Genomic DNA, 18,213 nt, shown 5'->3' with positions numbered 1-18,213 from the left:
GACAGGATAGATGTGTTCATCGAACATTAACTAAATGGATAAACACTAATAACGTTTATTGGATAACACCGAAAAACGTCAACTTATATATAGCCGATGACGCTAACGCCTAGCACGTTAAGACAGTTTTGTGCGCTGATCCTAATAAATCAATTCTGTACTGAAAACAGATGCTGAAAATTTGCCAAAAGCTGAAAAAGAACTAGCGTGATAATTCGAAAGTAATAATAGCCATTCCCAAAAACCCACACCAAACCCCTCTAGGACGGGCCTTACAGACAATAGCTTTATGCCTGCATCCGAGACCTAAGTCATTCATTAACAATGGAATGTGCCTATGCACTGATCTATGTCAGTTGGTCGAACAGTCAACAGTCCTACGCTGTGAACTCTTCTCTCCTGCAATGGAGTCATGCAATGTCTGAAGCTCCCGGAAAACTACGACTAGGTGCACTGGTTGCATTGGTAGTCGGCTCAATGATCGGTGGCGGGATATTCTCTTTGCCACAAAACATGGCCGCCAGCGCCGATGTCGGTGCAGTGCTGATCGGTTGGGCCATCACCGCCGTCGGCATGCTCACCCTCGCTTTTGTCTTCCAGACCCTCGCCAATCGCAAGCCTGACCTCGACGGCGGTGTCTACGCCTACGCCAAGGCCGGTTTCGGCGACTACATGGGTTTCTCGTCCGCCTGGGGTTACTGGATCAGTGCCTGGCTGGGCAACGTCGGTTACTTCGTTCTGCTGTTCAGTACCCTCGGCTACTTCTTCCCGGTTTTCGGTGAAGGCAACACGGTTGCCGCCGTCATCGGGGCGTCCGTGCTGCTGTGGGCGGTGCACTTCCTGGTGCTGCGCGGTATCAAGGAAGCGGCGTTCATCAACCTGGTGACCACGGTCGCCAAGGTCGTGCCACTGCTGCTGTTCGTACTGATCGCGATTTTCGCTTTCAAACTGGACATCTTCACCGCTGACATCTGGGGCGTGAAAAACCCGGACCTGGGCAGCGTGATGAACCAGGTGCGCAACATGATGCTGGTCACCGTATGGGTGTTCATCGGCATCGAGGGCGCGAGCATCTTCTCGGCCCGGGCGGAAAAACGCTCGGACGTCGGCAAGGCCACCGTGATCGGCTTCATCACCGTGCTGCTGTTTCTGGTGCTAGTGAACGTGCTGTCGCTGGGCATCATGACTCAGCCTGAGCTGGCGAAACTGCAGAACCCGTCGATGGCGGCCGTGCTTGAACATGTGGTCGGTCATTGGGGCGCAGTGCTGATCAGCGTCGGTCTGATCATCTCGCTGTTGGGTGCTCTGCTGTCGTGGGTCCTGTTGTGTGCGGAGATCATGTTCGCCGCCGCCAAAGACCACACCATGCCGGAGTTCCTGCGCAAGGAAAACGCCAACCACGTGCCGGTCAATGCCCTGTGGCTGACCAACGCGATGGTGCAGATTTTCCTCATCATCACCCTGTTCTCGGCCAGCACTTACCTGTCGCTGATCTACCTCGCCACTTCGATGATTCTGGTGCCGTACCTGTGGTCCGCGGCGTATGCCCTGCTGCTGGCGGTACGTGGCGAAACCTACGAAGGCTTCGCGGCCGAGCGGCGCAAGGATCTGATCATCGGCGGCATCGCCCTGATCTATGCGGTCTGGCTGCTCTACGCCGGCGGCGTCAAGTACCTGCTGCTTTCGGCTCTGCTTTATGCGCCCGGCGCGATCCTGTTCGCCAAGGCCAAGCTGGAACTCAAACAAGCGGTTTTCACCAACATCGAGAAGCTTATTTTCGCCGCGGTGGTCGTCGGTGCCCTGGTGGCAGCCTACGGTCTCTACGACGGCTTCCTGACTCTGTAATTGCCAACAGTTTTATCTCTGGAGGATCACTGCAATGACCACGGAAAAAGTTAAGTACGGCGTACATTCCGAAGCCGGCAAACTGCGCAAAGTCATGGTTTGCTCCCCAGGTCTGGCCCACCAGCGGCTGACCCCGAACAACTGCGATGAACTGCTGTTCGATGACGTGCTCTGGGTCGCCCAGGCCAAGCGCGACCATTTCGACTTCGTCACCAAGATGCGCGAACGCGGGATCGATGTGCTGGAAATGCACAACCTGCTGACCGACATCGTCGCCATCCCTGAGGCGCTGGACTGGATTCTTGAACGCAAGGTCACCGCCGATTCGGTGGGCCTGGGTCTGATCAACGAAGTGAAATCCTGGCTGAAAAGCCTGGAGCCACGACACATCGCCGAATTCCTGATTGGCGGCGTGTCCGCCGATGATCTGCCGGACAGCTTCGGTGGCAAGACCATTCAGATGTTCCGCGACTTCCTCGGCCACTCCAGCTTCATTCTGCCGCCGCTGCCGAACACCCAGTTCACCCGCGACACCACGTGCTGGATCTACGGTGGCGTGACGCTGAACCCGATGTACTGGCCGGCGCGTCGTCAGGAAACCTTGTTGGCGACTGCCATCTACAAATTCCACCCACAGTTCACCAACGCCGATTTCGAAATCTGGTACGGCGACCCGGACAAGGATCACGGCAGCTCGACCCTGGAAGGCGGCGACGTCATGCCGATCGGCAACGGCGTGGTGTTGATCGGTATGGGCGAGCGCTCATCCCGTCAGGCCATCGGCCAACTGGCGCTGAACCTGTTCAAGAACAAAGCGGTGGAAAAAGTCATCGTCGCCGGCCTGCCGAAATCCCGCGCGGCGATGCACCTGGACACCGTGTTCAGCTTCTGCGACCGCGACCTCGTGACGATTTTCCCTGAGGTGGTCAATCAGATCGTCGCGTTCACTCTGCGCCCTGACGAAAGCAAACAGGGCGGCATCGATATCCGCCGCGAAGAATCGAGCTTCCTCGACACCGTCGCCAAAGCCCTCAACCTGCCGAAGCTGCGCGTGGTTGAAACCGGTGGCAACAGCTTCGCCGCCGAACGCGAGCAATGGGACGACGGCAACAACGTGGTGGCGGTGGAACCGGGCGTGGTCATCGGCTACGACCGCAACACCTACACCAACACCCTGCTGCGCAAGGCGGGCGTGGAGGTCATCACCATCAGCGCCGGCGAACTGGGCCGTGGCCGTGGCGGCGGCCACTGCATGACCTGCCCGATCATCCGCGACCCTATCGATTACTAAACCTCTGAGCCCTGGCCGGCACTTACCTTCGTTCAACAGAAGGTCACGGCCAGGGGGATAACCGACACCGAAGGAGATCCATCATGGCTTTTAATATGCGCAACCGCAGCTTGCTGAGCTTGATGCACCACACCACTCGCGAGCTCAACTACCTGATCGACCTGTCCCGCGACCTCAAGCGCGCCAAGTACACCGGCACCGAGCGTCCACACCTGCAAGGCAAGAACATCGCGCTGATCTTTGAAAAAACCTCGACTCGTACCCGTTGCGCCTTCGAAGTCGCGGCCCACGACCAGGGTGCTCACGTCACCTACATTGACCCTGTTTCGTCGCAGATCGGCCACAAAGAAAGCATGAAAGACACCGCCCGCGTACTGGGCCGGATGTTTGACGCCATCGAGTACCGTGGCTTCGAACAGGAAATCGTCGAAGAACTGGCCAAGTTCGCCGGTGTGCCGGTGTTCAACGGTTTGACCGCTGAATTCCACCCGACGCAAATGATTGCCGACGTGCTGACCATGCGCGAACACAGCGACAAGCCGATGCATGACATCAGCTACGCCTACCTCGGTGACGCCCGTTACAACATGGGTAATTCGCTGCTGATGATCGGCGCCAAACTGGGCATGGACGTGCGCATTGCTGCACCGAAAGCGCTGTGGCCACACGCTGATTTCATTGCCCAGTGCAAAGAATTCGCCGAAGAAAGCGGCGCGCGCATCACCCTCACCGAAGACCCGAAAGAAGCGGTCAAAGGTGTCGACTTCATCCATACCGACATCTGGGTGTCGATGGGTGAGCCGGTGGAAGCGTGGGATGAGCGCATCGAGCAACTGCTGCCGTACCAGGTCAACACCAAGATGATGAAAGCCTCCGGCAACCCACGGGTGAAATTCATGCACTGCCTGCCGGCGTTCCACAACAGTGAAACCAAGGTCGGCAAAGACATCGCCGCGCGCTATCCGCACCTGGCCAACGGCGTCGAAGTGACGGAAGAGGTCTTCGAATCCCCGGCCAACATTGCCTTCGAGCAAGCGGAAAACCGCATGCACACCATCAAGGCCATTCTGGTGTCGGCGTTGGCGGATATCTAAAAAGCTCACCCGCTCCCCCTGACGAGACACGGTCAATGTGGGAGCTGGCTTGCCAGCGATAGCGGTGTGTCAGCCGACGAGAATGCTGACTGACCCGGCGCCATCGCGGGCAAGCCCGGCTCCCACAGGAATCGCACCGAGCCGTAAACCATCACCTGTAGGAGCTGCCGAAGGCTGCGATCTTTTGATCTTGTTTTTGAGGATCAGGATCAAAAGATCGCAGCCTTCGGCAGCTCCTACATGAAGAAGGACATGCACCATGCGTATCGTCGTAGCTCTGGGCGGTAACGCCCTGCTCCGCCGTGGTGAGCCGATGACCGCTGACAACCAGCGCGCCAACATCCGCATCGCCACCGAGCAAATCGCCAAGATCCATCCCGGCAATCAACTGGTCATCGCCCACGGCAATGGCCCGCAAGTCGGCCTGCTGTCGCTGCAAGCCGCGGCCTACACTTCCGTCTCCCCTTACCCGCTGGACGTGCTCGGTGCCGAAACCGAAGGCATGATCGGCTACATCATCGAACAGGAACTGGGCAACCTGCTGGACTTCGAAGTGCCGTTCGCCACCCTGCTGACCCAGGTTGAAGTCGACGCCAACGACCCGGCCTTCAAGAACCCGACCAAGCCAATCGGCCCGGTCTACGACAAGGCTGAAGCGGAAAAACTCGCCGCCGAAAAAGGCTGGGCCATCGCTCCCGACGGCGACAAGTTCCGCCGTGTGGTGGCCAGTCCACGACCAAAACGCATCTTCGAAATCCGTCCGATCAAGTGGCTGCTGGACAAGGGCAGCATCGTGATTTGCGCCGGTGGCGGCGGCATTCCGACCATGTATGACGAGAACCGTAACCTCAAGGGCATCGAGGCGGTGATCGACAAGGACCTGTGCTCGTCTCTGCTGGCGGAACAACTGGCGGCGGATTTGCTGGTGATCGCTACCGACGTCAACGCGGCGTTCATCGATTACGGTAAACCCACCCAGAAAGCCATCGCCGAGGCGCATCCGGACGAACTCGAACGCCTCGGTTTCGCCGCCGGGTCCATGGGGCCAAAGGTTCAGGCAGCCTGCGAATTCGCACGCCATACTGGCAAGGTTGCGGTGATCGGTTCGCTGGCAGACATCGAAGCCATCGTTCAGGGCACCGCCGGTACTCGGGTCAGCACGGCGAAGCCCGGTATCACCTATCGATAACCAGAAACTCCGGGGGCAGGCGTGAGGTCTGCCCTTCTCCCATGCTTTGAAAGGAGAAACCCATGGCCCAGTTCGAACCCGGTCATTTGCATATCGAGCGGCACGCACTGACCGACGACGACGTCAGTTACAACGTGTGCCTCGACTATGAAGTGTTCACCGATCCGCAAAAAGGCAAAGGGATACAGTTCACCCTGCATGGCAGCATGCAGGGCAAGGACATGAAGGAAACGTTTTTCCTGCCCAAGGAAGAGGCTTACAACTTCGCCCGTGACGTCACCAGGATTGCCGAGAAATACGGGATTCCCAAGACTCACAGCCAGATCGGCTCGGTGCACAAACCTTACGACTTGGTGTTTGAAGACATCCGCACGCAGTTGAATATGCATTCCGGGGATCCGGTCAATCCCGAGCATTTCGAATAATCTGAGTTTTTGCACATCCCCTGTAGGAGTGAGCCTGCTCGCGATAGCGGTGTGTCAGATAACAATTATGTTGACTGACCCACCGCTATCGCGAGCAGGCTCACTCCTACAGGGGTTCGTGTTGGGCATAAATCCTGCGCCCGGTTTCACCAATCCCCCGCCCCAAGGCATACTTGCCACCCTTCGCTCCGCAGATCACTGAACCGCCCAATGCGTATCCACGTCAGCTTCATCGACCGCGTCGGCATCACCCAGGAAGTCCTGGCTATCCTCGGTGGGCGCAATCTCAATCTGGATGCGGTGGAGATGATCCCGCCGAACGTCTACATCGACGCGCCGACCCTGAGCCCGCAAGTGCTCGAAGAACTGAAGGATGCGCTGTTTCGCGTACGCGGCGTGGAAGCGGTGACCGTGGTCGACATCCTCCCCGGCCAGCGCCGGCACTTGCAGCTCGATGCATTGCTGGCGGCGATGACTGACCCGGTGCTCGCGCTCGACAGCGCCGGCAAGGTGCTGCTGGCCAACCCGGCATTGATCGCGTTGTACGGTCGCGAGCCCGCGGGGGAAAGTGTCGCTGAACTGTTCAACGACCCCGCCCTGCTCGACACCCTGCTCGAACACGGCTTCCGCCTGCCGCTGCGCGAGATCACCGTCAACGGCCAGACCCTGTTGCTCGATGCCACGCCGATCACCGACGCCGGCGCCCTGCTGACCCTGTATCAACCGAATCGCATCGGCGAACAACTCTCGGCGCTGCACCATGACCACGCCGAAGGTTTCGATGCCCTGCTCGGCGAATCCCCGGCAATCCGTACGTTGAAGGCCCGCGCCCAGCGAGTCGCGGCGCTCGACGCGCCATTGTTGATCCAAGGCGAAACCGGCACTGGTAAAGAACTGGTGGCCCGTGCGTGCCACGCCATCAGTGCGCGGCACAGCGCGCCGTTTCTCGCACTGAACTGCGCGGCCCTGCCGGAGAACCTCGCCGAGAGTGAACTGTTCGGCTACGCCCCCGGCGCCTTTACCGGCGCGGCGCGGGGCGGTAAACCGGGGCTGATGGAACTGGCCAACCAGGGCACGGTGTTTCTCGACGAGATCGGCGAGATGTCGCCGTACTTGCAGGCGAAACTGCTGCGTTTTCTCAATGACGGCAGCTTCCGCCGCGTCGGTGGCGATCGCGAGGTGAAGGTCAACGTGCGGATCCTCAGCGCGACTCACCGTGATCTGGAAAAAATGGTCAGCGAAGGACTGTTTCGCGAAGACCTGTTCTATCGCCTCAATGTGCTCAACGTTGAAGTACCGCCGCTGCGCGAACGCGGTCAGGACATTCTGCTGCTCGCCCGTTACTTCATGCAGCAGGCCTGCGCGCAGATCCAGCGCCCGGTCTGCCGCTTGGCGCCGGGCACTTATCCGGCACTGCTCGGCAACCGCTGGCCGGGCAACGTGCGCCAACTGCAGAATGTGATCTTCCGCGCTGCGGCGATCTGCGAAAGCAGTCTGGTCGACATCGGCGATCTCGACATTGCCGGCACCTCGGTCGCGAGGCAGACCGACAGCGACGTCGACAGCCTCGAACAAGCGGTCGAGTCGTTCGAAAAGTCACTGCTGGAAAAACTCTACGTCAGCTACCCGTCGACCCGGCAACTGGCCAGCCGCCTGCAAACTTCGCACACCGCCATCGCCCATCGGTTGCGCAAGTACGGCATCCCCAACAAAACCTGAACACCCCACAAATCCACTGTAGGAGTGAGCCTGCTCGCGATAGCGGTCTGACCTTCAACATTTGCGGCGTCTGACACACCGCTATCGCGAGCAGGCTCACTCCTACAAGGGTTGGTGGCAGATCTGAGATTCGCGCTAAAAACGACCTGAAACTGTACTGAAAGCGCTACAGCGGAACGATATCGCTACACCCCTCTCCAGTTACCGCTGTGCAAGGCTTTGATCCCGTTCAGCTTTTTTCCTCGCTCCATGCTGTAGCGATTTCGCTACACGCGCTCAAGACAACCACCTCTCTTAAATACATAAATCATTGATTTATATATAAAAATCAACCTTGGCCGCGTTCTTGCTAATCAACCCTTCATAAATAAGGGCTTCCCTGCCCACGCCTTCAACCGCGTCCACCAGACGAGTCTGGCCCCTGAGGAGTTTCCATGAGCGAGTTGCGTTTTACTGAAGATCACGAATGGCTACGCGCCGAAGCTGACGGCTCTGTCACTGTCGGCATCACCGCTTTCGCGCAGAACGCCTTGGGCGACGTGGTGTTCGTGCAACTGCCTGAACTGCAGACTTACGAAAAAGGCGCCGAAGCCGCCACCGTGGAATCGGTAAAAGCCGCCAGCGGCGTGTACATGCCGCTCGACGGTAAAGTGCTGGAAGTGAACCCGGCACTGGAAGACGCCCCGGAACTGGTCAACGAAGATCCGCTGGGCCAAGGCTGGTTCTTCCGCTTCCAGCCAAGCGACGCCGCCGCTGTCGGCAAATTGCTGGATCAGGACGCTTACGACCGTCTGATCAAAGCCCAAGCCGAAGCCTGAGGAGTAACGACATGACCCAAGTAAACCTCGGCACCGCCAACGAATTCATCGCCCGTCACATCGGCCCGCGCGCCGGTGACGAGCAAGCCATGCTCAACAGCCTCGGTTTCGACTCGCTCGAAGCCCTGAGCGCCAGCGTCATCCCGGAAAGCATCAAGGGCACCAGCGTGCTCGGCATGGATGACGGCCTGAGCGAAGCCGATGCCCTGGCGATGATCAAATCCATCGCCGGCAAGAATCAGCTGTTCAAGACCTACATCGGCCAGGGCTACTACAACTGCCACACGCCGTCGCCGATCCTGCGCAATCTGCTGGAAAACCCGGCCTGGTACACCGCTTACACCCCATACCAGCCAGAAATTTCCCAGGGCCGTCTCGAAGCGCTGCTGAATTTCCAGACCCTGATCAGCGACCTCACCGGCCTGCCGATCGCCAACGCTTCCCTGCTCGACGAAGCCACTGCCGCTGCCGAAGCCATGACCTTCTGCAAACGCCTGAGCAAGAACAAGGGCAGCCATCAGTTCTTCGCCTCGATCCACAGCCACCCGCAAACCCTCGACGTGCTGCGCACCCGTGCCGAGCCGTTGGGTATCGACGTTGTGGTTGGCGATGAACGCGAACTGACCGACGTGACGCCGTTCTTCGGCGCGCTGCTGCAATACCCGGCCAGCAACGGTGATGTGTTCGACTACCGCGAACTGACCGAACGCTTCCACGCTGCCAACGCGCTGGTCGCGGTCGCTGCTGACCTGCTGGCCCTGACCCTGCTGACCGCCCCGGGCGAGTTCGGCGCTGACGTCGCCATCGGTTCGGCGCAACGCTTCGGCGTGCCGCTGGGCTTCGGTGGCCCGCACGCCGCTTACTTCTCCACCAAAGATGCATTCAAGCGCGACATGCCGGGCCGTCTGGTCGGTGTTTCGGTTGACCGTTTCGGCAAGCCTGCGCTGCGTCTGGCCATGCAAACCCGCGAACAACACATCCGTCGCGAGAAAGCCACCTCGAACATCTGCACCGCGCAGGTATTGCTGGCCAACATCGCCAGCATGTACGCCGTCTACCACGGCCCGAAAGGCCTGACGCAGATCGCCAACCGCGTGCATCATCTGACCGCGATTCTGGCCAAGGGCCTGACCGCTCTGGGCCAGACCGTCGAGCAGGCAAGCTTCTTCGACACCCTGACCCTCGCCACCGGTGCGCAAACCGCCGCACTGCACGACAAGGCGCACGCTGCGCAGATCAACCTGCGCGTAATCGACGCTCAGCGTCTGGGCCTGTCGGTCGACGAAACCACCACTCAGGCTGACATCGAAACCCTGTGGGGCCTGTTCGCCGACGGCAAGACCCTGCCGGACTTCGCTGCGCTGGCCACTTCGGTGCAAAGCACCATCCCGGCGGCGCTGGTGCGTCAGTCGCCGATTCTCAGCCACCCGGTGTTCAACCGTTATCACTCGGAAACCGAGCTGATGCGCTACCTGCGCAAACTGGCGGACAAGGACCTGGCACTGGATCGCACCATGATCCCGCTGGGCTCGTGCACCATGAAACTCAACGCTGCCAGCGAAATGATCCCGGTGACCTGGGCCGAGTTCGGCGCCCTGCACCCGTTCGCCCCAGCCGCGCAAAGCGCCGGTTATCAGCAACTGACCGATGAACTGGAAGCGATGCTCTGCGCCGCTACCGGTTACGACTCGATCTCGCTGCAACCGAACGCCGGTTCGCAAGGTGAATACGCTGGCCTGCTGGCGATCCGCGCCTACCACCAGAGCCGTGGCGATGAGCGTCGCGACATCTGCCTGATTCCTTCGTCCGCCCACGGCACCAACCCGGCGACCGCCAACATGGCTGGCATGCGCGTGGTTGTGACCGCGTGCGATGCGCGTGGCAACGTCGACATCGAAGACCTGCGCGCCAAAGCCATCGAGCACCGCGAACACCTCGCTGCGCTGATGATCACCTACCCGTCGACCCACGGCGTGTTCGAAGAAGGCATCCGCGAGATCTGCGGGATCATTCATGACAACGGCGGCCAGGTGTACATCGACGGCGCCAACATGAACGCGATGGTCGGCCTCTGCGCACCGGGCAAGTTCGGCGGCGACGTCTCGCACCTGAACCTGCACAAAACCTTCTGCATCCCGCACGGCGGTGGCGGCCCGGGCGTCGGCCCGATTGGCGTCAAGTCGCACCTGACGCCGTTCCTGCCGGGCCATGGCCAGATGGAACGCAAGGAAGGCGCGGTCTGCGCAGCACCGTTCGGCAGCGCGAGCATTCTGCCGATCACCTGGATGTACATTCGCATGATGGGCGGTGCGGGTCTGAAGCGCGCTTCGCAACTGGCGATCCTCAATGCCAACTACATTTCCCGTCGCCTGGAAGAGCACTTCCCAGTGCTGTACACCGGCAGCAACGGTCTGGTGGCGCACGAGTGCATTCTCGATCTGCGTCCATTGAAAGACAGCAGCGGCATCAGCGTCGATGACGTCGCCAAGCGTCTGATCGACTTCGGCTTCCACGCCCCGACCATGTCGTTCCCGGTGGCTGGCACGTTGATGATCGAGCCGACCGAGAGCGAATCCAAGGAAGAACTGGACCGCTTCTGCGACGCCATGATCCGCATCCGCGAAGAAATCCGCGCGGTGGAAAACGGCACGCTGGACAAGGACGACAACCCGCTGAAGAACGCTCCGCACACCGCGGCGGAACTGGTCGGCGAGTGGACTCACCCGTACAGCCGCGAACAAGCCGTGTATCCGGTCGCCTCGTTGATCGAAGGCAAATACTGGCCGCCGGTCGGTCGTGTCGACAACGTCTTCGGTGATCGCAACCTGGTGTGCGCCTGCCCGTCGATCGAAAGCTACGCTTAAACCGATGCGGGATCAGTTATCGCTGATCCCGCACACACCGCAGATCCCTTGTAGGAGTGAGCCTGCTCGCGATAGCGGTGTATCAGTCGACATAACTGTTATCTGGCACACCGCTATCGCGAGCAGGCTCACTCCTACAAGGGTGCGCGGAGAACCGCAACATCCGCCAATTCCTATAACAAGAAACCGGAGAACCACTCATGTCGTTAAGCGTGTTCGACCTGTTCAAGATTGGCATCGGTCCCTCCAGCTCCCACACCGTCGGCCCGATGCGTGCTGCTGCGCGCTTCGCGGAAGGCCTGCGCCGGGAAAACCTGCTCGGTGCCACCGCCAGCGTGCGCGTCGAGCTCTACGGTTCGCTCGGCGCCACCGGCAAGGGTCACGGCAGCGACAAGGCCGTGCTGCTCGGCCTTGAAGGTGAACACCCGGACACCGTCGACACCGAAACCGTCGCCGCGCGCCTGCAAGAAATTCGCGGCAACGGCCGGCTGAATCTGCTCGGTGAACACAGCATCGCGTTCAACGAGAAAGAACACCTGGCGATGATCCGCAAGCCGCTGGCCTATCACCCCAACGGCATGATCTTTCGCGCCTTCGATGCAGCGGGCCTGCAGATTCGCAGCCGCGAGTACTACTCGGTTGGCGGCGGGTTTGTTGTCGATGAGGATGCGGCCGGCGCCGATCGTATCGTCGAAGACGCCACGCCGCTGACCTTCCCGTTCAAAAGTGCCAAGGACTTGCTCGGTCACTGCGCCACCTACGGTCTGTCGATCAGTCAGGTGATGCTGACCAACGAAAGCGCCTGGCGCCCGGAAGCGGAAACCCGCGCCGGGCTGCTGAAGATCTGGCAAGTGATGCAGGACTGCGTCGCCGCCGGTTGCCGTAACGAAGGCATCTTGCCCGGCGGCTTGAAGGTCAAACGACGTGCTGCCGCGCTGCATCGGCAGTTGTGCAAAAACCCGGAATCGGCGTTGCGCGATCCGCTGTCGGTGCTTGATTGGGTCAACCTTTACGCACTGGCAGTCAACGAAGAAAACGCCAACGGCGGGCGCGTGGTGACGGCGCCAACCAATGGCGCGGCGGGGATTGTTCCCGCTGTTTTGCATTACTACATGCGCTTTATTCCCGGTGCGAATGATGACGGTGTGGTGCGCTTCCTGCTGACTGCGGCGGCCATCGGCATTCTCTACAAGGAAAACGCCTCGATCTCCGGCGCCGAAGTCGGTTGTCAGGGTGAAGTCGGCGTTGCCTGCTCAATGGCGGCCGGCGCGTTGTGTGAAGTGCTCGGCGGCAGCGTGCAACAAGTCGAGAACGCTGCGGAAATCGGCATGGAGCACAACCTCGGCCTGACCTGCGACCCGATTGGCGGGTTGGTGCAAGTGCCGTGTATCGAGCGCAATGCGATGGGCTCGGTGAAGGCAATCAACGCGGTGCGCATGGCCATGCGTGGCGACGGCCAGCACTTCGTCTCCCTCGACAAAGTCATCCGCACCATGCGCCAGACCGGCGCCGACATGAAAAGCAAATACAAAGAGACCGCCCGCGGCGGTCTGGCGGTCAACATTATCGAATGCTAATTAGCCTCCTCTCCCTCCGGGAGAGGGTTGGCGTGAATCAAGGAGTTCCGCATGTCCACCGAACAACTGTCGAAAACCCCGCTGCACGCTCTGCACATCGAACTCGGCGCCCGCATGGTGCCGTTCGCCGGCTACGACATGCCGGTGCAATACCCCTTGGGCGTGATGAAAGAACACCAGCACACCCGTGAGCAGGCCGGGCTGTTCGACGTTTCGCACATGGGCCAGATCCGCCTGACCGGGGCCAACGCCGCCAAAGCCCTGGAAACCCTGGTGCCGGTGGACATCATCGACCTGCCAGTGGGCATGCAGCGTTACGCGATGTTCACCAACGAGACCGGTGGCATTCTCGATGACCTGATGGTCGCCAACCTCGGTAACGACGAACTGTTCCTGGTGGTCAACGCCGCGTGCAAGGATCAGGATCTGGCGCACCTGCAACAACACATCGGCGATCAGTGCACCATTACGGCGCTGTTCGAGGAGCGTGCATTGCTCGCCCTGCAAGGTCCTGCCGCTGTCACCGTACTGGCACGTCTTGCCCCTTCTGTCGCGCAGATGACCTTTATGCAATTCGCCCGCGTGAATCTGCTGGGCATCGATTGCTTCGTCAGCCGTTCGGGTTACACCGGTGAAGACGGTTTCGAAATCTCGGTGCCGGCTGACGCTGCGGAGAAACTCGCTCGCGCCCTGCTCGCCGAGCCAGAAGTCCAGGCCATTGGCCTCGGTGCTCGCGATTCGCTGCGCCTTGAAGCCGGTCTGTGCCTGTACGGCCACGACATGAACACCGACACCACACCAATCGAAGCCAGCCTGCTGTGGGCAATCTCCAAGCCGCGTCGCGCTGATGGCGCACGGGCCGGCGGTTTCCCGGGGGCGGAGCAAATCTTTACCCAGCAACAGAACGGTGTCGCACGCAAACGCGTCGGCCTGCTGCCACAAGAGCGCACCCCAGTGCGTGAAGGCGCGGAAATCGTCAACGAGGCAGACGAAATCATCGGCAGCGTGTGCAGTGGCGGTTTCGGACCGACCCTGGGCGGGCCGTTGGCAATGGGTTACCTCGACAGCGCTTATGTCACCCTCGATACAACCGTTTGGGCAATCGTTCGTGGGAAAAAGGTGCCAATGCTTGTAAGCAAAATGCCATTTGTTCCACAACGCTACTATCGGGGTTGATTGACTGTTTCTATAAGTAACGCGATTGCGTTATGCGTGCACTAATGTGTAACGCAATCGCCACAAAAAAGTGCATTTTCTAACAATCGATTCGAATATGAACTTTGCTTATAACGTTCGAAAACATTTGAACAAGCCAATCGTCTAAGCCCGCACTAGTGCACTGACTAAGTACCGGCAAGCGCAGCAAAACCGGGGCCTTCACGGGGCTTGTTTTTTCTCCCGTAGTTGGCGTAGAGTTTCTCCACTGTGTTTGCATGGGTCAGCTTGGAATCGTGACCTGGGCAGTAGCCTACAAGTTAGCTACATCCCGTTCGACGTCTTCTTACTCTCCTGCAACCAGCCCCAGTACTCTTTCATGAGAAAGAGACTGTCATCAATTTTTTGCGTCAAAGGAAATAAGAAATGTCCACACGTCAGAGCGGTACCGTCAAGTGGTTTAACGACGAGAAAGGTTTTGGTTTTATCACTCCAGAAAGCGGTCCGGATCTGTTCGTGCATTTCCGCGCCATTCAGGGCAACGGCTTCAAGAGCCTGAAAGAAGGCCAGAAAGTGACTTTCGTTGCTGTGCAAGGCCAGAAAGGCATGCAGGCTGACGAAGTACAAGCAGAAGCCTGATCTCTGTAACGAAAAAGCCCCTGATATTGATATCAGGGGCTTTTTTGTGCGCGCGAATCCGTAAAATGGCGCTTCATTTTGCGTCCAGAGGCTGCCATGTCGAAAAACCTGCTCACCCCTGAGGGCGACTTTCCTCCCGTTGGCCTCGGCCGTCGTCTGGCCGCGATGTTTTATGACTTTTTGTTGTGCACTGCTTTGCTGATCGTGACTGGTTTCGTTTATAAGCTGATTCAGGCGGCAATCATCGGCGAAGAACGTCTGCGCGCAATGACCGACGCCGGCAAACTCGACGGCGACCCGCTCTACTCAACAGTGTTGCTGCTGGTGCTGTTTGCGTTCTTCGCGAAGTTCTGGACCCATGGCGGGCAGACGCTGGGCATGCAGGTGTGGGGCATTCGCGTGCAGAACGCCGATGGCAGCGCGATCAGCCTGTGGCAGTCGCTGCTGCGGTTCATGGTGTCGATCGCTTCGTGGCTGTGCGTGGGCCTGGGCTTCTTCTGGTCGCTGTATGACAAGCAGAAGCGCACGTGGCACGACATTTATTCCGATACCCGCGTGGTGCGGATTCCGAAGAAGACCAAGTAATTTCCAAACGCCAGAAACCACTGTAGGAGTGAGCCTGCTCGCGATGGCGGTATGTCAGCAAACATAATTGCCATCTGACACACCGCCATCGCGAGCAGGCTCACTCCTACAGGTTTGTTTATTGCCTGAAAGACCTCAGGCGTTACCGGCCAGCTTCATCCGCGCCGCTTGGGTAAAGTCCAGCATCCGCTTCAAAGGCCGAATCGCCTGCGGAATCAACGCCGGATCAACAAAGATCTCGTTCGTCCCTTCCTTCAAGCTCTTGAGCGTGCGCTCAAGGGTGTTCATGGCCATCCACGGGCAATGTGCGCAACTGCGGCACGCAGCGCCGTTACCGGCGGTTGGCGCCTCGATGAAGACCTTGTCCGGGCACAGCTGCTGCATCTTGTAGAAGATGCCACGGTCGGTGGCGACAATCAGCGTCTTGTTCGGCAGCGTCTGCGCAGCGGCGATCAATTGACTGGTGGAGCCTACGGCGTCAGCCAATTCGATCACCGAAGTCGGCGATTCCGGGTGCACCAGAATGGCGGCGTCCGGGTATAGCGCTTTCATGTCTTCAAGCTGCTTGGACTTGAACTCTTCGTGGACGATGCAGGCACCGTCCCAGAGCAGCATGTCAGCGCCGGTCTTGCGCTGGATATAGGTACCCAGATGCTTGTCCGGCCCCCAGATGATGGTCTCGCCGTTGTCCATCAGGCTTTCGACGATTTCCAGTGCGCAGCTCGATGTCACCACCCAGTCGGCCCGCGCCTTCACCGCAGCGGAAGTGTTGGCGTAAACCACCACCGTGCGCTCCGGGTGCTGATCGCAGAACGCCGAAAACTCGTCCACCGGGCAACCCAGGTCAAGCGAGCAGGTCGCTTCGAGGGTCGGCATCAGCACACGTTTTTCAGGATTGAGAATCTTCGCGGTCTCGCCCATGAACTTCACGCCGGCGACCACTACGGTCTTGGCCGGATGGGCATTGCCGAAGCGGGCCATTTCCAGGGAGTCGGACACACAGCCGCCGGTTTCTTCGGCCAGAGCCTGAATCACCGGATCGCAATAAAAGTGGGCAACCAGCACCGCGTCCTGAGCCTTGAGCTCGGCGGCAATGGCGGAACGGTAGTAGGCCTCTTCCTCGGCAGTCAGCGGTTTAGGCTGTTTGGCATCGAGGTGGGCTTGAACCAGAAGGCGTTCGGAAATCTGCGTCATGTTCGCAAGACCTGCAGGCGCTTTCGCGCGAAAGTCGAGTATACACCCGGCTCCGGACCGCTTGAGGGTACCGCCGGGAGAGTGAGTATTATCAGGCACGGACAGCGTTGAAGCTGCGCAAGGCTACAGAATATCCCGTTGATACAAAAGATGATTCTGACCTGCGTCAGCGCTGCTGGGTCTGAAAGAACAGACACCCGAATTGCAGGCAAAAAAAAACCCGGAAATCCTCACTTTCGTGGGCCTTCCGGATTTTCTAAACCGCCAAATATGGTGGGTCGTGTGGGATTCGAACCTACGACCAATTGGTTAAAAGCCAACTGCTCTACCAACTGAGCTAACGACCCGCTGTGTGGTGGCGCGTATAATACTGATTTTTAAGGACTATTCAACACCTTTTTGAAAATAATCAAAAATAAGGTGTTGGGTCGTCCACACCAGCTGCCGCAAAGCCTTCTGCACGCAGGCGGCAGCTGTCGCATTTGCCGCATGCGCGACCGTTGTCATCGGCCTGATAGCAGGAAACGGTCAGGCCGTAATCGACACCGAGCTTCACCCCTGCCTCGACGATTTGCGCCTTGCTCAGGTTCTGCAACGGCGCCTGGATGCGAAACCCATTGCCTTCAACACCGGCCTTGGTCGCCAGATTCGCCATGCGCTCGAACGACTCGATGAACTCGGGACGGCAATCCGGGTAACCGGAATAGTCCACGGCGTTCACACCAATAAAGATGTCGCGCGCACCGAGCACTTCCGCCCAGCCCAATGCCAGGGACAGGAACACCGTGTTGCGCGCTGGCACGTAAGTGACCGGGATGCCTTCACCCAGCTCTTCCGGGATGTCGATGCTGCTATCTGTCAGCGCCGAGCCGCCCATACCGTTCAGATTGAGGCCAATCACCTTGTGCTCGATCACCCCCAGGTCGCGGGCAACACGTGCAGCGGCGTGCAATTCTGCGTGCGAGCGCTGGCCGTAATCGAAACTCATGGTGTAGCAGCTGTAACCTTCAGCACGCGCCATGGCTACGACGGTTGCCGAGTCGAGGCCGCCGGACAGCAGGATGACTGCACGTTTTTCGGTGGTGTTCAGTTGTTCAGTCATCTCAGCGCCCCGGCTCATCGTTCCAAAGATATTTATGCAGCTGCAATTGCAGACGCACCGGCAGATTGTCGGCCACCACCCAGTCCGCCAGATCCCGAGCATTCAGGTCATGGTGGCTTGGCGAGAACAGCACTTCGCCGGCACGTCGCTCAAGACCGTACTGAATCAGTTTCGACACTGCCCAGTCGTAGTCTTCCCGCGAGCAGATAACAAACTTCACCTGATCGTTCGGGGTCAGCAGTTCGATATTTTCATAACGGTTGCGGTGAGCTTCTTTCGAACCCGGCGTCTTCAGATCGACAACACGACTGACGCGCGGATCGACAGCCGAAACGTCGAGAGCGCCGCTGGTTTCCAGCGAAACCTCGTAACCGGCATCACACAACTGTTTAAGCAAAGGAATGGCGTTCGGCTGTGCCAACGGCTCGCCGCCGGTGACGCAGACGTAGCGCGGTCGAAACCGGGCCACTTGTTCGAGGATGTCGTCGAGGGTGCGGATCGTACCGCCACTGAACGCATAGGCACTGTCGCAGTATTGGCAACGCAATGGGCAACCGGTCAGGCGCACAAAAACCGTGGGCAGCCCGGCGGTCCGCGTTTCCCCCTGCAAAGAGTAGAAAACTTCGGTGATTCTCAATGTGTCTTGCATAGTCGCCACGGGCGTAACAGCTAAACAGGCTGTCCGCCTCCGTCAGGCACTTCAGGCAATCCCGCCA

Annotated in this window: 15 protein-coding genes and 1 tRNA gene; 12 read left to right on the top strand and 4 right to left on the bottom strand. The window is 59.2% G+C overall.

Annotated features, from left to right (window positions below):
* Positions 1 to 417 precede the first annotated feature (417 nt).
* The 12 genes from arcD (at position 418) to JFT86_RS13615 (ending at position 15,201) form a co-directional block, all read left to right on the top strand.
* Positions 418 to 1,845 carry an arginine-ornithine antiporter gene (gene arcD / locus JFT86_RS13670; RefSeq protein ID WP_201237070.1) on the top strand — a complete coding sequence of 476 codons (1,428 nt, stop codon included), beginning with the start codon at positions 418 to 420 and terminating at the stop codon, positions 1,843 to 1,845.
* A 34-nt stretch (positions 1,846 to 1,879) separates the two neighbouring features.
* Positions 1,880 to 3,136 (top strand): arginine deiminase, encoded by a 1,257-nt coding sequence (gene arcA, locus JFT86_RS13665; RefSeq protein WP_201237069.1) that lies wholly within the window; start codon positions 1,880 to 1,882, stop codon positions 3,134 to 3,136.
* 83 nt (positions 3,137 to 3,219) lie between these two features.
* Positions 3,220 to 4,230 (top strand): ornithine carbamoyltransferase, encoded by a 1,011-nt coding sequence (locus JFT86_RS13660; RefSeq protein ID WP_201237068.1) that lies wholly within the window; start codon positions 3,220 to 3,222, stop codon positions 4,228 to 4,230.
* Positions 4,231 to 4,489: 259 nt separating this feature from the next.
* Positions 4,490 to 5,419 carry a carbamate kinase gene (gene arcC, locus JFT86_RS13655; RefSeq protein ID WP_201237067.1) on the top strand — a complete coding sequence of 310 codons (930 nt, stop codon included), beginning with the start codon at positions 4,490 to 4,492 and terminating at the stop codon, positions 5,417 to 5,419.
* Between the two features lie 62 nt (positions 5,420 to 5,481).
* Complete coding sequence (locus tag JFT86_RS13650) at positions 5,482 to 5,844, top strand: DUF5064 family protein (RefSeq protein WP_201237066.1); 363 nt, start codon at positions 5,482 to 5,484, stop codon at positions 5,842 to 5,844.
* 210 nt (positions 5,845 to 6,054) lie between these two features.
* Positions 6,055 to 7,563: a sigma-54-dependent transcriptional regulator gene (locus JFT86_RS13645; RefSeq protein ID WP_201237065.1), complete on the top strand. Its 1,509-nt coding sequence runs from the start codon at positions 6,055 to 6,057 to the stop codon at positions 7,561 to 7,563.
* Positions 7,564 to 7,997: 434 nt separating this feature from the next.
* Positions 7,998 to 8,381: a glycine cleavage system protein GcvH gene (gcvH, locus tag JFT86_RS13640; RefSeq protein ID WP_201237064.1), complete on the top strand. Its 384-nt coding sequence runs from the start codon at positions 7,998 to 8,000 to the stop codon at positions 8,379 to 8,381.
* Positions 8,378 to 11,245, top strand: coding sequence for an aminomethyl-transferring glycine dehydrogenase (gcvP, locus tag JFT86_RS13635; protein WP_201238598.1), 2,868 nt, complete (start codon positions 8,378 to 8,380; stop codon positions 11,243 to 11,245). The genes gcvH and gcvP overlap by 4 nt, the downstream gene beginning before the upstream one ends.
* Before the next feature lie 200 nt (positions 11,246 to 11,445).
* Positions 11,446 to 12,822 (top strand): L-serine ammonia-lyase, encoded by a 1,377-nt coding sequence (locus JFT86_RS13630; protein ID WP_201237063.1) that lies wholly within the window; start codon positions 11,446 to 11,448, stop codon positions 12,820 to 12,822.
* Between the two features lie 51 nt (positions 12,823 to 12,873).
* Positions 12,874 to 13,998, top strand: coding sequence for a glycine cleavage system aminomethyltransferase GcvT (gene gcvT, locus JFT86_RS13625; protein ID WP_201237062.1), 1,125 nt, complete (start codon positions 12,874 to 12,876; stop codon positions 13,996 to 13,998).
* Positions 13,999 to 14,403: 405 nt separating this feature from the next.
* Positions 14,404 to 14,616: a cold-shock protein gene (locus JFT86_RS13620; RefSeq protein ID WP_003227496.1), complete on the top strand. Its 213-nt coding sequence runs from the start codon at positions 14,404 to 14,406 to the stop codon at positions 14,614 to 14,616.
* Between the two features lie 96 nt (positions 14,617 to 14,712).
* Positions 14,713 to 15,201, top strand: a complete 489-nt coding sequence (locus JFT86_RS13615; RefSeq protein ID WP_201237061.1) for an RDD family protein — start codon at positions 14,713 to 14,715, stop codon at positions 15,199 to 15,201.
* 135 nt (positions 15,202 to 15,336) lie between these two features.
* Here JFT86_RS13615 and nadA read toward each other — a convergent pair whose 3' ends face one another.
* From nadA to queE, 4 genes are all read right to left on the bottom strand, one after another.
* Entirely contained in the window at positions 15,337 to 16,395 is a 1,059-nt protein-coding gene (nadA, locus tag JFT86_RS13610; RefSeq protein WP_103303962.1) for a quinolinate synthase NadA, read from the bottom strand.
* A 271-nt stretch (positions 16,396 to 16,666) separates the two neighbouring features.
* Positions 16,667 to 16,742: transfer RNA gene (locus tag JFT86_RS13605), tRNA-Lys, on the bottom strand.
* A gap of 62 nt (positions 16,743 to 16,804) precedes the next feature.
* The gene (gene queC / locus JFT86_RS13600; RefSeq protein WP_201237060.1) at positions 16,805 to 17,497 is read right to left on the bottom strand and encodes a 7-cyano-7-deazaguanine synthase QueC; all 693 of its coding nucleotides are present in this window, start codon (positions 17,495 to 17,497) and stop codon (positions 16,805 to 16,807) included.
* A 1-nt stretch (position 17,498) separates the two neighbouring features.
* Complete coding sequence (queE, locus tag JFT86_RS13595; protein ID WP_201237059.1) at positions 17,499 to 18,146, bottom strand: 7-carboxy-7-deazaguanine synthase QueE; 648 nt, start codon at positions 18,144 to 18,146, stop codon at positions 17,499 to 17,501.
* Positions 18,147 to 18,213: the final 67 nt, after the last annotated feature.

Source organism: Pseudomonas sp. TH06, from assembly GCF_016651305.1.
Lineage (GTDB): Bacteria > Pseudomonadota > Gammaproteobacteria > Pseudomonadales > Pseudomonadaceae > Aquipseudomonas.
Note: the sequence above shows the minus strand (reverse complement) of the source record. Positions and strands in the feature narration are given on the sequence as shown.